Origin of the sequence: Algoriphagus sp. Y33, assembly GCF_014838715.1 — a bacterium.
GTDB lineage: Bacteria > Bacteroidota > Bacteroidia > Cytophagales > Cyclobacteriaceae > Algoriphagus.
The window spans coordinates 5,047,043-5,061,912 of record NZ_CP061947.1 but is presented as its reverse complement, the minus strand read 5'-3'; the positions used below and the strand labels follow the sequence as shown (position 1 = coordinate 5,061,912).

The 14,870-nt window shown below is 41.0% G+C and carries 13 protein-coding genes; 8 read left to right on the top strand and 5 right to left on the bottom strand.

What is annotated here, in order from left to right:
- The first annotated feature begins 155 nt into the window (after positions 1 to 155).
- From ID165_RS20695 to ID165_RS20685, 3 genes are all read left to right on the top strand, one after another.
- Complete coding sequence (locus ID165_RS20695; RefSeq protein ID WP_192347327.1) at positions 156 to 1,298, top strand: glycosyltransferase family 4 protein; 1,143 nt, start codon at positions 156 to 158, stop codon at positions 1,296 to 1,298.
- 78 nt (positions 1,299 to 1,376) lie between these two features.
- The gene (locus tag ID165_RS20690) at positions 1,377 to 2,516 is read left to right on the top strand and encodes a glycosyltransferase (RefSeq protein WP_192351687.1); all 1,140 of its coding nucleotides are present in this window, start codon (positions 1,377 to 1,379) and stop codon (positions 2,514 to 2,516) included.
- 83 nt (positions 2,517 to 2,599) lie between these two features.
- Positions 2,600 to 3,013 carry an OsmC family protein gene (locus tag ID165_RS20685; protein WP_192347326.1) on the top strand — a complete coding sequence of 138 codons (414 nt, stop codon included), beginning with the start codon at positions 2,600 to 2,602 and terminating at the stop codon, positions 3,011 to 3,013.
- A 365-nt stretch (positions 3,014 to 3,378) separates the two neighbouring features.
- Here the strand turns inward: ID165_RS20685 and rlmF are convergent, their stop codons facing one another.
- Entirely contained in the window at positions 3,379 to 4,329 is a 951-nt protein-coding gene (gene rlmF / locus ID165_RS20680) for a 23S rRNA (adenine(1618)-N(6))-methyltransferase RlmF (RefSeq protein WP_192347325.1), read from the bottom strand.
- A 212-nt stretch (positions 4,330 to 4,541) separates the two neighbouring features.
- Between rlmF and ID165_RS20675 the strand changes: the two genes are divergently transcribed.
- Together ID165_RS20675 and ID165_RS20670 are read left to right on the top strand one after the other, a co-directional pair.
- On the top strand, positions 4,542 to 4,919 hold the full coding sequence (locus ID165_RS20675; protein ID WP_192347324.1) for a hypothetical protein: 378 nt from the start codon (positions 4,542 to 4,544) through the stop codon (positions 4,917 to 4,919).
- Between the two features lie 126 nt (positions 4,920 to 5,045).
- A complete protein-coding gene (locus ID165_RS20670) occupies positions 5,046 to 6,092 on the top strand; it encodes a hypothetical protein (protein WP_192347323.1) in 1,047 nt (348 codons plus the stop codon).
- On the opposite strand, the gene ID165_RS20665 is transcribed toward ID165_RS20670, so the two are convergent.
- Together ID165_RS20665 and ID165_RS20660 are read right to left on the bottom strand one after the other, a co-directional pair.
- Positions 6,089 to 6,820 (bottom strand): SIMPL domain-containing protein, encoded by a 732-nt coding sequence (locus tag ID165_RS20665; RefSeq protein ID WP_192347322.1) that lies wholly within the window; start codon positions 6,818 to 6,820, stop codon positions 6,089 to 6,091. The two genes, ID165_RS20670 and ID165_RS20665, sit on opposite strands and share 4 nt — an antisense overlap.
- A 131-nt stretch (positions 6,821 to 6,951) precedes the next feature.
- Complete coding sequence (locus ID165_RS20660; protein WP_192347321.1) at positions 6,952 to 8,436, bottom strand: M14 family zinc carboxypeptidase; 1,485 nt, start codon at positions 8,434 to 8,436, stop codon at positions 6,952 to 6,954.
- Between the two features lie 92 nt (positions 8,437 to 8,528).
- Between ID165_RS20660 and ID165_RS20655 the strand changes: the two genes are divergently transcribed.
- Positions 8,529 to 9,539, top strand: a complete 1,011-nt coding sequence (locus ID165_RS20655) for a dipeptide epimerase (RefSeq protein ID WP_192347320.1) — start codon at positions 8,529 to 8,531, stop codon at positions 9,537 to 9,539.
- Positions 9,540 to 9,671: 132 nt separating this feature from the next.
- On the opposite strand, the gene ID165_RS20650 is transcribed toward ID165_RS20655, so the two are convergent.
- Both ID165_RS20650 and ID165_RS20645 read right to left on the bottom strand, forming a co-directional pair.
- Positions 9,672 to 10,367 carry a response regulator transcription factor gene (locus ID165_RS20650; RefSeq protein WP_192347319.1) on the bottom strand — a complete coding sequence of 232 codons (696 nt, stop codon included), beginning with the start codon at positions 10,365 to 10,367 and terminating at the stop codon, positions 9,672 to 9,674.
- Positions 10,364 to 12,088, bottom strand: a complete 1,725-nt coding sequence (locus tag ID165_RS20645) for a HAMP domain-containing sensor histidine kinase (protein WP_192347318.1) — start codon at positions 12,086 to 12,088, stop codon at positions 10,364 to 10,366. The genes ID165_RS20650 and ID165_RS20645 overlap by 4 nt, the downstream gene beginning before the upstream one ends.
- A gap of 212 nt (positions 12,089 to 12,300) precedes the next feature.
- Here ID165_RS20645 and lysA point away from each other — a divergent pair, with 212 nt between their 5' ends.
- Both lysA and ID165_RS20635 read left to right on the top strand, forming a co-directional pair.
- Complete coding sequence (lysA, locus tag ID165_RS20640) at positions 12,301 to 13,533, top strand: diaminopimelate decarboxylase (protein ID WP_192347317.1); 1,233 nt, start codon at positions 12,301 to 12,303, stop codon at positions 13,531 to 13,533.
- Positions 13,534 to 13,763: 230 nt separating this feature from the next.
- Positions 13,764 to 14,807 carry a type IX secretion system membrane protein PorP/SprF gene (locus tag ID165_RS20635; RefSeq protein WP_192347316.1) on the top strand — a complete coding sequence of 348 codons (1,044 nt, stop codon included), beginning with the start codon at positions 13,764 to 13,766 and terminating at the stop codon, positions 14,805 to 14,807.
- Positions 14,808 to 14,870: the final 63 nt, after the last annotated feature.

Here is a 14,870-nt window from a genome sequence, read left to right as displayed (position 1 = left end):
AAAGGCATTTTAGTGATGCATAAAAGAATATTGGCCAATCCATTGACTAGTTTATTGTTTAAGTCGGCTTTGGATATCAAAAAGAATTTTGGCGTAGCTCGCCGGTCATTTTTGTACAGAGAATATATGAAAAACCGGACAGCCCATTTGTTTTTATGAAGGGAAGAAGGGTTTTAGTCATTTTTGGAGCTGCTGACCTTTATGGAGCCAGTAGAAATTTGATCCGGTCTCTTCAAGCTTTTAAGCGTATGGGATGGGATATAATCACTGTTCTACCGTATTCAGGGCCATTGGTCGAGTTGATTGAAGCGGAAGGTATTAGGATTATACAGCTAGAACATGGAGTAATACGTAGGCAAGTGCTCAGCCCAAGGGGAATTGTCAAAATTTCCGGACAAATCTTTTCGGCATATAAGCAGCTATCCACACTGATCAAAAGGGAAAAAATAGAGTTGATCTATACGAATTCCAATGTTAATATCATCGGTGGTTTACTCCGAAAAACGCATAAGGTCAAGCACATCTGGCATATCCATGAGATCGTTGAGAAACCAAAGTGGTTTAAAAATTCCCTTGAGTTTTATATCAAAAACACAGAAGACAGTATCCTATGTGTCTCTGAGGCTGTCCGAAAAAATCTTTCAAGCATCAAACCTGAACGCCTGAAGCTCCTCTACAATGGAATCAACATCAGGCCATTTGAAGAAGCTGATTATGATTTGAAAGCTGAGCTGGGGATTTCGTACGATAAAATCCTGATAGGAATGGTAGCGAGGGTCAATTTATGGAAGGGACAGTTTTATTTTTTGGATATTGCGGCACTTCTTCATAAAAAATATCCCAACCTTCATTTTGTCATGGCTGGGGATGCTTTCACCGGTTATGAATATCTTTACGATGATATCAGCAGGCATATTGAGAGGTTGGGGCTAGGAGATGTTGTCACGGATTTAGGCTTTCGGTCAGATATACCTGAATTATTAAACGGTCTTGATATCTTTGTGGTGCCAAGTATACTGCCGGATCCCCTGCCTACCACAGTTTTGGAAGGGATGGCAGCCGCGAAACCTGTAGTGGCCACGGCCCATGGAGGGGCGACAGAAATGGTAATAGACGGTGAAACAGGCTTTCTGATTCCTTGGGATAAAAATGAAGAAGCAGTGAACGTATTTGAAAAGCTTATAGATTCTCCACAGTTACGAAAAGATATGGGGCGTGCCGGTCAAAAGCGTGTAAAAGAATTTTTCAATCAAGAGAAGTATTTGATCAACTTTGCCAAGTTGGTTTCAGAGGTTTAATATCAATTCCTATAATTTTAATTATACACAGTTCTCTTGAAAACATCAATAAACCATAGCCCTTTAAAAGTAGCCATTATGGGGGCGAAGGGATATCCGTACGTTTACGGAGGATACGATACGATGATCAGAGAACTGGGTGAACGTCTAGTGAAGCGTGGAGTGCATGTACGCGTTTACAACCATAGGGCATTGTTTCCCCAGAAACCCAGGTATGTAAACGGTATCGAATGTATTTATACTCCGGCGATTGAATCGAAAAAATTGACTCAGCTCTCCCATAGTTTCTTTTCTATGGTTCATGCTTGCTTCTCAGATATAGATGTTATTCTTGTAGTGAACAGTGCAAATGGTCCTTTTGGAGTAATATCAAGATTTTTCAGGAAGAAGACTGTAATTAATGTAGACGGACTGGAATGGCTGAGGCCGAAGTGGGAAGGTATCGCTTCCAAATACTTTTTTTGGGCATCAAGAATGGCTACCAAATATTATGATCAGCTGATCAATGATTCGGATGAAATGCAGCGGGTTTACAAGGAACTATTCAATGCAGACTCAAAAGTAATCGCTTATGGGGCAAATCCACGTGCCGATGTGGATCCTGAGCCCATAGAGAAGTGGGGGATTAAGTCTCAAAGCTATTTTCTAATTGTAGGCAGACTGATCCCGGACAATAATGCAGATCTAATAATAGATGGGTTCTTAAAATCCAACTCTGAGCGTAAGCTTGTCATTGTAGGCGATGTTCCTTTTGATGACGATTATGCGAGCATCCTAAAGAATAAGGAAGATGAAAGACTGCTGTTTTTGGGTTATGTCACCGATCAGAATGAATTGGCAGCGTGGTATTCCCATTGCTTTGCCTATTTTCACGGACATGAATACGGTGGGACCAATCCGGCAATGTTGAAAGCATTGGGTTTTGGCTGCGCTATTTTGGCATTGGACACTCCCTTCAATAAGGAAATGCTTCAAAATGGTAAGCATGGATGGTTTTTTAAGAAATCAACCGAATCAGTTCAGGATATCGTGGAGGCATCGGAAAGCAGTAAAGAAAGGATGGCCTATTTCCGCGGCACAGCCAGGCAAGGATTGATCCAACGCTATAACTGGGATTATGTGACGGATCAGTATTTAGAAGTGTTTCAGGAGCTGTCAGGCAAAAAGCCATTTGGCAGCTCGCCCGAAAAACCTAAGCTAGAACAGGTGAAATCTTAGGAATCACGTGAATTTGGATGAACTTTTGGGCTTATTTATTACTTTCACTACTATAACTTTTAACCCTAAAAATCTTTTAAATCATGATCAGAAAAGCAACGGCCGTATGGCAAGGAACAGGTAAAGACGGTAAAGGCACTTTGACCACACCGAGTACTGTTTTGGACAAAACCCAATACTCATTCAAGTCCCGTTTCGAAAGCGGCGTAGGCACCAATCCTGAGGAATTGATTGCAGCAGCTCACGCAGGATGCTTTGCGATGAAATTAAGTTTTAACTTGCAGGAAGCTGAATATACCGCAACGGAATTGGATGTGACCGCAAACATTACTTTCGAAGACGGTACTCTTAAAAAGTCCCATTTGGTTCTAAAAGCGAAAGTTGACGGCATCTCACAGGAGAAATTTGACGAGTTGGTAAAAGATGCTGAGGAAAACTGTCCAATTTCAAAAGTACTGGACTTGGAGATCTCTGTAGAAAGCACGTTGAATGCTTGAGTGTTAGAGTCAAGAAAAAAGATTCAAGGTTCTTGAAAGCCGTTCGTGGTGACACGGACGGTGGCTTCAGAAACAAGAAGTTAGATTTTAGTATCAAGTATCTATACATAAGAGCGGCGGTTTGAGTTAATTCAAGCGCCGTTTTTTTATTATGTATATCCGCTTTTTTGCCGGTAAAGAGATAAAAGCATTCTAGGATTTGGTGAACTTAAGCATTTGGCTCACTTCCGCCTGCCTACGGGCAAAGGCAGGTCGTCACCCCCGCCTGATGTCGGACAGAGGTCTTCGATCCATTAAACCAAGGCTATTGACATCATTGCGAATAATCACATATTCCCCAATTTCAAACTCTCAAATTTTAAATTCTACGTCCACCTTCTTTTTCTCCAATTCTCCTGCTGTTCCGGATTCAGAAAAGTCCAAGCGATAAATCTGCTTTTCTTATTTCCCTGAGTCATCTCGATAATCTTCCGATCAGCGACTCTGGCTTTTTTCAATGCTAAAATCAGTTCCCTGAGATGCTCTTCCTTCGATACTATGGCCGTGTACCAAAAGCAATTGAATTTAAAAGTTTTGCTTTCTGAGATCATCTTTTGAATGAAAGCGAGTTCTCCACCCTCACACCAGAGTTCGTTGTTCTTTCCACCAAAATTCAAAGTAACCTTCTTGCCTACTTTACCTTTGAGGTTTTTTACCTTTCTCGTACTTCCTGCCTCAGCGGCGGCCATAGATTCATGGAATGGAGGGTTGCATATCGCTAGATCAAAGACATCGTCTGACTTGATGATTCCTACCAGAATTTTCTTGGAATTTTCCTGAAGCCTCAGGGTGACTTTTCCACGGAATTTGGGGTTTGCATACAGGTTTTCCTGGGCTGAACCCAATGCTTCCTCGTCTAGTTCTGATCCTACAAAGGACCAGTGGTAAATCGAATTTCCCAGTATGGGGTAAATGCAGTTTGCCCCCGTTCCTACATCCAAAACCTTGATTTCCTCACCATTCGGCATCTTTCCCCCATTGCTTTCCTTAAGCAAATCAGCCAGGTAATGGAGGTAATCTGCTCTTCCCGGAATCGGTGGGCAGAGATATCCGGCAGGAATGTCCCATTGATCAATCTGATAGAAATGCTTGAGCAATGCTCTGTTGAGAGCCTTGACAGCTTTCGGATCGGCAAAATCAATGCTGAGGTCGCCGTATGCATTTTCAGAAACAAACTGACCCAGTTCAGGCAGAGAACTGATCAAGCTCGGGAAATCGTAGCGCTCACGATGGGCATTTCTGGGATGAAGTACTGTTTTGATGGCCTTTTCGCTCATTCTGCAAATTTAGTGAAATCAACATGTAAATGAGTGGGTCTACAAAAAGGATAAACTCTAAATTCATGTTTTACTATTGATAATCAGCAGGTTATTTATGGGTTGGTTTTATTAATGATTTTTATTCTAAAAAGAATGTAGTTTCAGAAAATTTTAGCTGTATGAAATCGAGCATGATCCCATATGGCCTTTAAAAGACAAATTATAATCATATGAAAAAACTTTTAATTCTGCTGATAGTTGTCAGCTGTTTCTTTAGCCCAAGCTACTCACAGGAATTGGATAAGATACCTTATATTGTCAAAGAGGTGGGGCTCAAAAAACTAGACGAGTATTCTGGATTTATAGGCTCTGATGAAAATGGATTATACCTACTTAGAGAATCTGATAATTTAACAGGATTATATGGAACAATGACAGAAGTCTATATTGACTATTTTAATACTGATTTTGAGTTGCAGAACAGTATTTATTTGGAGGGGTATTATGCATGGCTTCATATGCCTAGAAGCCTTGATAGAGTTGAATTTGTTCATTTGTCTCCTCAAGGGAAACTATATTTAGGTTATACGACCTTTAAAGACTGGTAATCAGAATTTTACATAGGTGAAATCGACAAACAAACCGGAAAGATCCATTCGAAAAAATTAGTTTTTTCAGCTGAGAATATAGATCTGCGTCAGACAGTTTCAATAGTGGAGTCGGAGGACAAAAAATTGCTTGGAATTTACTCTCTTGTTCCTAATAAGTACGAAGGATTTGAATCATATCTTTTCACTGCAGCCTTGACCCGGGATTTTGAAGTGGTAAAGTCTAATTTGGTGGAATTGCCAATTAAATCCAAGAGGTCTTCCTCTGATATTTTAGGTGTAAGTACTAGTAATTCTAATGCTACTTTAAATTTTGATAACGGTGGGGATTTTAGTTTTTTAATGCGTGTAAATATTAGGGGAGCTGCTAAGAATGGGGTAAAAGATTATTACTATACTATTTATAGTATCCAGAATGAGCCGGGTGAATACTTACAAACTGCCTTAGGAACTGCTGACACCAATTTTATAAACGATGTATCCATCCATAAGCTGGATGATAATAATTTGATATGTGTTGGAAGATATTCTTCCTATTCTAATACTACAGAAATAACAGAAGGTTTAGCGATCTACACCATAGATAAAAGAAATTTTAAGGATCCAAAGTATATTTTTATTCCCTTTACTAAGGATCAATTGGAAAAGCTAAAACCAAAGGTAGGGCAATCAATGGAGAGATTAGCGGAAAAAAATTATAACAAAAAAGAATTAGAGAGTGGGATACCTTATTTCAACATCACTTCATCAAAAGTTAAAGATAACGGTAGTATTTCTATTAGAACGGAATTGAAGTATTTCCGGTATAGCCTAATCAATCTTGGAAACCTATCAATAATTGATTTCGATAAGAATGGAATAAATTCAATCCAATCGATAGATAGGAATCAGGAGGAAGCTACTTTTACAGGCAATATATTTTCCCAGATATCCACTGATAATTTACAATTGTTTATTGATCAAAATCGGGGAGAGAAAATTATTAGAATTCAAAGCATAGAAAAAAATGCACCTACAAAAATATATGAATTATTTAACACTAAGGTAGATAAGGACTTTTCTGTTACTGACAGATACTATATTGTAGAGAGCACCAAGAAGCTAGTATTTGTACTTAATCAGAATAAGTCTGCGAAATTCTATCAATTTGACATCTCCGGTCTTTATCCCTAATCCACCTCAAAACTAAGCTTCATAGTGATTGAAGCGGTTTTGTTCTTGTCTGCGGTATTAAAGGTGCCGCCCCAAGAATAGTCTTCCCCTGAGTTTTGCCCCGTGATCTGGAAGATTCCCATATTCGCTGAGATAAGGTTGCCGAGATCTCCTTTGGAGTTTTCGGCTATCCGTTCGGCTCTGATTCTTGCATCCTCGGTTGCCTTTGCGATCATTTCCAGTTTGAGAGATTCTAGTTCTGTGTAGTAATAGCGGGGTGACTGGGAGTAGAAGGCTATTCCCTGATTCAGCAATTCTGTGATTTCACGGCTGATTTTCTCTACTTTTTCCACTTCGGAAGATTCTATCTTTAGGGATTGATTTAGTGTATATCCATCAAATGTCTGTCCGAGGTATCTGCCGTCATTGGAATAGTTTTGCTGATATTTTGGATTGGTGTTTACTGCATTGAATATCAGTTTCTCGGCAGGAATACCCTTTGAAATCAGGTAGTCAGTTACCAGTTTTTTGTCTTTTTCCAGGTCTGCATAGGCCGATTGCAAATCGAAGCTCTCTCTACTGAAATTTCCTTCCCACACGACCAGATCAGCCGTGAAATTACTTTCGCCCAAGCCCGTGACATTTATGGTGCCCTGAGGTCGATTTCGGTTGATTACTGCATTTCCCAGCACAATAGATGCGATGACGATTGCTACTGCAAAAAGGATTGGGGAGAGATTGTTCTTCATGGTTGTAAAAATTAGATCCGGCAGCTAAGTAACAAATAATCCGCCAAGTGAAGGGATTTAAGGATGTTTAACTGGGGATTAAATTGATTTCTCAAAGTTCCTTTCCAATCCGGTTTATGCCTGATAAAATCTTAATAAACCCGCTGCATAAATTCCTGCTCTTTAGGATTCTCCAGATCAATCAAATAACCATTTACAACAGCGTATTTTCTCACTCCGTCTTTCTCCAAAAAGAAATTAGTGGACTCTCCTGTTCTCCAACCTGCAGAGAAATTATCTGTGCTTTGCAAAACCAAGATGGGCAACTGATGCAGATCGCCTTTAGCTCCTTTATTGACTTTCACTGCCAAATACCCTTGCTTTAATAATTCCATTGCCTTGGCCCCGTCAATGTTATCCAAAGATTCAAATGCAGTTTCAAAGACTTTTCCTTCGGCATAGTTCAGTCCGGTAGCATCAAATTCTTCTAACCCAAAGTACACCTGCATATCACCCAAATCATCTACCGATCCGGTTACAAAATAGGAGCCTCCTGCGCTGCTCTCCCGCCTTCTGATTGCCAGATCTACAGGATAGTACTTCCCATTGACAGGAATCCGGATTTCATTGATAAGCAAGTCAACCAATTGAAAGCCATTGTCTGGAATGGCAAAATATTGTTCTGTTGTGTATTGCCCGTAGCTTCGGGTAGCGATTTGTTCAAGAGCATTGAGAATAATCATAAAATTCAGTTGACGGATGTATTGCTTTTCCGGATCATTGGGATGCCCACCCGATTCGATCAAAATGGTGCTTGTCCCCCACTTGGTCATATTGTCTCCAAAAGCTCTGGGTTCAAATCCGTCGTCATATTTTCCCACATTACCCGGTACTACTTCTTGGAGTATCTGATTCATCCCCACGATCGTCTGCATTGCTCTCTTCCGTACTTCATTTACGTCCGTTTCATAATTGTATGCCGGTGCCAAAACGGAAATAGTTGCTTGTTTTGGGGTGCCGGATACATTGTAATAGACCTGCTGATCGTGGAGATTAAAGCCAAATTTAGGCTCAAAATCATCCCTAGCTCCTTTTAAGATCACAGCTTCCGGCGAAATCTGCGAAATAGCATCCCGATTCAAATCAATATCTAGAGCGTTCCTTCTTTTGAATACTTCTGCTCCATCAGGATTGATCATTGGGATAAACCTCAGGTCCAGCTTTGATTTCAACAGATCCCGTAGTTCATCGTATTCATCCCCACTTGCTTCCAGAAAATTAAATAAGTCGAAAAGTGACATCGTGGCCGTACTTTCATTTCCATGCATCTGGGACCATAGCATCACCTTGGTTTTGCCAGTTCCCCAATCCAAACTGGAAATACTTCTTCCCTCCACCGATTCCCCAAGTGTGGTGATCCTAAAAGCAGCCGAATGCTTCTGAATCAAAGGCTGAAGGTCGGCATGCCTGAATCTCCTGTGTGTGATAGCAGGTTCCTTGAACTGGAAATAGGCTGATTCAAGTGCCGCTACAGTAGCCGTGACTTCAGGTGCTGAGACTTTTGCTGTTTTACAACTAAAAGTGAAAATTAAAAACAGCAAAAACAAGCTGTTCGAAAGGTTAAAACTGGCTTTCATAATTTTTTCTATTTACCTTGAATAAAATGTAATTCTGCCTGTCAAACAAGGTAGAAGCCTTTAATTTTACATCAAATCGAATATTTTCCTCAATGGACATATCTTATCAAGTGGTAGATCTTCCGCTAAAACATACATTCACTATCGCCCATCAAAGCAGGGATGTGCAAGATACCCTCATCGTAAAACTGCAAGATGGCGCATATTACGGATTGGGTGAATCTACGACAAATCCTTTTTACGGAATGACCATTACCAATATGATGGAAAGTTTGGAGAAATTTAGGCCTATCGTGGAAAAAGCTGAGTGGAAAACCCCGGAGGAGCTTTGGGATCTTGGGAGGGAAATTTTTAAAGACAATCCTTTTGCCCAGTGCGCACTGGATATGGCGGTTTGGGATATTTATGCAAAAAAGAAGAGCCGGAAACTATACGAACTGCTGGGGCTGAACCCTTCCGATATCCCAATTACCAACTTTACAGTCGGCATAGATACTGTCGAAAAGATGGTCACAAAGATGAAAGAAGTTCACTGGCCGATCTACAAGATTAAATTGGGTACTTCGGATGATTTGGCGATTATCCGTGAGCTCAGAAAGCATACGGACGCAGTTTTCAGAATTGATGCAAACTGTGCTTGGAATGCGGAGCAAGCCATAGCCTATTCTGTAGAGCTGAAAAAGCTGGGAGTGGAATTTATGGAGCAGCCGCTGGGAAAGGATGATCTGGAAGGAATGAAGGAAGTATTCAAGCATAGCAAACTTCCGGTGATCGCAGATGAGAGCTGTATAGTAGAAGCTGACGTGAAGAAATGTCATGGGCTTTTCCACGGAATCAACGTGAAACTGGTAAAAGCCGGAGGAATCACTCCCGGACTGAGAATGATCCATGAGGCAAAGAAGCTCGGAATGAAAACCATGGTGGGCTGCATGACCGAATCTTCTGTAGGAATCACGGCAATCGCGCATATAGCACCCCTGTTGGATTATGTAGATATGGATGGAGCGATGCTACTCTCCCACGATCCTGCTAAGGGGATTGTAATCACACCTGAAAAAGTAATTTTCCCTGAAGGAAATGGAATCGGAGCGGAATTGGTGTAAAGTGCAAGACGCTAGTCAAGAACAAAAGCCAGAGCGACTAAATCACCCTGGCTTTTCGTTTGTTTTCTACTTCAAACGTTAGTTTTATTCACATGAGCATCCGACATCGGGCATCCAACATCAGACAGCTTCTCATCCCTCGCTCACGATCAGCTTAAAACCTTCACCGTGAACAGTTATGATTTGTACTTTTGGATCGTCTTTTAACAGTTTACGGATTTTGCTCAGGTATACATCCATGCTCCGCGCATTGAAGTAACTGTCGTCGCCCCAGATCTGCTTAAGCGCATGACTTCTGTTCACGAGGTTGTTTATCTCAGAAGCCAGCAGACGGATAAGTTCATTTTCTTTGGAAGTCAGTTTGTGACGCCCCTTTGGCCCATCCAGGAATTGCTCATCGTAGTGGAGTACAAAGCCGCCAAATGAATACACCTTTAGCGGATTTACCTCTTCATTTTTATGAGTTCTACGAAGGATGGCATTTACACGAAGCAGCAATTCCTCCATGCTGAAAGGCTTGGTGAGGTAATCGTCTGCACCTATTTTGAGGCCTTCAATGATGTCGTCCTTTTGATTTTTTGCAGTAAGGAAGAGTATGGGAAGAGTTTCCTCCACTTTCTTGATTTCCTTCGCCAGAGTGAATCCATCTTTTTTCGGCATCATAATGTCAAGTAGGCAAAGATCAAACTTTCCCTTCTTGAACTTGTTCCAACCTTCTTCACCATCACGGCAAAGCGTAGGTTCATACCCTTTCATTTCCAAATATTCCTGTAGGATATCTCCCAGGTTTGGATCGTCTTCGACCACTAATAATTTCGCTTTACTCATTGTTTCTTTGGTAAGTTAATGGTGAATGAGCTTCCTTTTCCAAGTTCGCTGCTTACTTGAATTCCTCCCTTATGTGCTTCCAGCATGGCTTTCACATAAGATAATCCTAAGCCGAAGCCTTTGACATCGTGTACATTTCCCGTAGGAACCCGGTAGAATTTATCAAAAATTTTCCTCTGTGCATCTTTGTTCATTCCAATTCCTTCATCCTTTATAGTGATGAAGATCTGTGATGCATCATCTTTAGCCTCAATACTGATCATTGGATTTTCCGGCGAGTATTTATTTGCATTGTCCAGCAGGTTGTTGAAAATATGGGTAAGGTGAAAGTGATCTCCCTCAATTATCGGGTCTGACAGTTCATTGACCAGAGAGATCTGACCTCCTTTTTTCTCAACCTGAAGCCCAAAATGATCAACGGTATTCTCCAGAATCTCCGTTAGATTCAGCGTCTCTATTTTCAGTTTGAAATCCTTCTTATCCAACGCAGCAGCTTGAAGAACGTTTTCCACTTGCGATACCAGTCGCTTGTTTTCATCTTTGATGATGCCCAAATACCTAGAACGAAATTTGTCCTGACTGGACAATTCTGGATCTTGGAGTGCTTCTACGGCCAGACTTACGGTAGCTAGAGGGGTCTTGAATTCATGCGTCATATTATTGATGAAATCATTCTTAGTGTCCGAAAGTGCTTTTTGACGGATAATTACCTTGATAGCATAGATGAAACAAGAAATAATTACTGCCATGAAAAGGATAGAACTTGATATAGGAAGCCAGACTTCGCGAATCACATGTGTGTTCTTCTTGGGAAAATAGATTGTCAAGTAGTTTTCTTTTCCGAAGATGTCATTAGGGAAAAGTCTAGCCTGAAGTCCCTTCTGGCTTAAGACAAACTGCTGTTTGACTGGCCCTATAGGCAGCAATAAACCATCATCCCTGATCAGTCCCAATTCAAAATCCTCAGAGATATTTTTTTCCAGCAAGTATCCCTTCAACAGCCTCCTTACTTTTGCCGTATCCAGTCTGTCCAATATTGCCTGCTGACCTGCGGTGATCTCTTCCAGAGCCTTGTTAATAAACTCAATTTTAATGTTTGTTCTATATACCTTTTCCAAGGCATCTTCACTGATGTTGAACTCTGGACGGACCTCTACGATAGATTCACTTATCGTGGCAGCTTGCTGTTGGGATGAATTTTCACGTCTACTCAAATACTGGAGCTGACGTTCCTTTTCTTGAAGTAAAATTTCCATTTCATCCGGAGTAAACATTTTAGATGCCAAATCCGGAGTCATGTAGGCAAAAAAAGCATCAAGTTCCTCAAGTTGATTCATATCCACTCCCCTTGATTCAAGGATTCTCCGAAAAGTCTGGCTAACTCTCGGGGCGGGCTCTTGAAAGAACGAATCTACCAGCGAAGGCCTGGATATGGAAATCCGCCTGGAGTTTACCGTAAGATCAAAATCTATTGGGTCAATTTTTTCGAAGAGGGATCTGCTAATGATAGAATCCTGCATTATATAGCTATAAAAAGCTGCCGAAGTTTCCCCTTTCTCCAATTGTTCGACAGTGCCTGAAAGTGCCTGATATACATTTTGCTCAAAGCGCTCTCCATTTATTCGGATTGCATTGCTCACCCAATACAGTTGGAATCCCATTAGGCCAAAGCTCGCCAGAGACATCAATACAACGATTAGAATGATATTACTTTTCGACATTGTGCAAATTTAATCCTAAAATCAGGCTACTACTGGAGCTTAACAATATTTAACCGCCCCAGAGTGAGGAGAATGATGTTCAATTTCAACTCCTTGTTCTATATTTAGGTTCGAAAACAGCGTTTTCTTAATTACACTATAACTTATGAAAATAGGGGGCAAATGCCTCCTTTTTTTGTTATTTGGCTATCTTTGGCCGCAAATTCCAGATAATGTCAGCATCTCAACATCCTACTCAACTCCAGGGAGTAAGCTTAGAATCCATCGCCCAAGAATTCGGCACGCCCGTATATGTATACGATGGGGAAAAGATCGTGAATCAAATCAAATCTCTTCAATCCGTATTCGCCTCCGTTCCTCTGAAAATCAAATATGCCACCAAAGCGCTTTCCAATATCAATATATTGAAACTGGTAAAGAGGGCGGGAGAAGGTGTAGATGCTGTCTCTATAGAAGAAGTGATGATTTGCATGCAAGCAGGATTTACAGCATCAGAAATCATGTATACACCAAGTGGAGTGAATTTCCGAGAGGTAAAAAAAGCAGTCGAATTGGGAGTCATGATTAATCTGGATAGCATCCCGCTATTGGAAGAGTTTGGAACCGCCTATGGCAATACTAAACCGGCTTGTATCAGGATCAATCCACACATTATGGCCGGAGGAAATGCTAAAATTTCTGTTGGCCATATTCAAAGCAAATTTGGGATTTCTATTCAGCAGCTTCCCGAAATATTGGAAGTGGTGGAGAAATTCAATCTTAAGATAAAGGGGCTTCATATCCATACCGGCTCTGATATTCTGGATGCTGAAGTGTTCTTAAAGGGGGGGAATGTACTCTTTGAGGCAGCAATGAACTTCCCTGATCTTACCTTTTTGGATTTTGGCGGAGGCTTCAAAGTTGCCTATAAGTCCGGTGATCCAGCGACGGATATCGTAGAAGTGGGGACAAAAGTGTCTGCGGCATTCAATGAGTTTTGTGAGCAATACGGACGTAAATTGGAGCTGTGGCTCGAGCCGGGCAAGTTTCTGGTAAGCGAGTCTGGATATTTGATTGTGGAATCAAATGTGGTGAAGAGAACTCCCCAAATTACCTTTGTGGGAGTTGATTCAGGATTGAATCACCTGATCAGGCCTATGATGTATGAGGCATTCCATGATGTATATAATTTAAGTAATCCTGAAGGAGATTTAATGCCGTATAATGTAGTAGGCTATATCTGCGAAACAGACACACTGGCCAAAGACCGGATGCTTGCGACGGTTTCACAAGGAGATCTTCTTGTATTCAAAAATGCCGGAGCCTATGGTTTCAGTATGTCTTCCAATTACAATTCCCGGTTGCGTCCTGCCGAGGTATTGGTGTGGAAAGGTAAAGCACAACTTATTAGAAAACAGGAAGTATTTGAGGATTTGATTAAAAATCAAGTCATATTGGATATTTAATTTCGCATATTTAAAATCTCATTCCCTTTGGTATAGTTATTGACCTAAATTGTGGCAACTTGGGAATGTAATTCAGACATTACATTCCCAAGTTGGTTTGATTTGAAATTCAACTTGATTGCAACCCCCAATCATAAGCCCTAGTAACTTCAAATCGTTAAATCATAATTATTTAACCTTCGCCATTTTACTATTGTATAGATTTGTACATGGTGGTGGTTTAGTCGTGTATGTTTAGGAGAATAATTGGCGTATTTATTATTTTAGGGGCTATTTGTTGCATTTTTTCCAATGTAATAGCTCAGGATACCCAGTACTCTCAATTCTATGCCGCTCCCTTGTATCTAAATCCCGCATTGACCGGCGCCAGCGAGCTTACCCGTGTAGGTGTCAACTACCGAAATCAATGGCCGGGACTGGATCAGAGCTTCAATTCCTATTCAGCCTACATTGATCATTATATTTTTGATTACAACAGCGGTATAGGATTGATTTTCAACAGCAACAAGGAAAGTTTGGCAAATCTCTCCACCAATGAAATCGGACTCTCTTATGCTTATCGGTTGAAATTGAGTGAAAACATGTTTTTCCGGATTGGAGGTATGGTCAGCTATATGCAGCGGGATGCATTCTTTTCAGATTTGGTGTTTGGAACCCAGATTGACATCATCAATGGCACTATAGGAGGCATATCAGATGAACTCGATGGAATCCCGATAGATAGCCGTTACAGTTTTATGGATTACAGTGCAGGAGGTATGTTTTACTCCAATAAAATCTGGTTAGGAGCATCGGTCCATCACCTGTCAGAACCTAATACGTCATTTGTAGAGGGTCAGATCTCTAAGCTCCCGATGAAATTTTCTGCCCAGGGTGGTATAAAATTTGATTTGCCGCCAGGCCGCAGAGATTATTTCACACATGCATATGCAGAGCGCACCCTTTCGTTTGCTTTCAATTACAAGCAGCAAGACCCGTTCAATCAACTGGACGTGGGGACACAATTGTACGTGAGCCCGTTGGTGTTGGGAGTGTGGTATAGAGGACTTCCTACCAAAAACAACCTGCCTAATAATGAGGCTGTCATAGGATTGGTAGGGGTGTCCTTGGAAAATGGCCTTGACATAGGTTATTCTTATGATGTAACTATTTCAAAATTAGGCTTAAAAAATAGTGGGGGTGCACATGAGATTTCGCTTACCTATACTTTTTTGTGGGGAGATGAGAAGAGCAGAAACCAAAAATCTAAAGTTATCCCTTGTTTCAAATACTAAGTTAGTATCGAGGTTTGTAGGTTTCTGGGTGCGATCATGTAGATCAGGGAGAAATTACTTTTG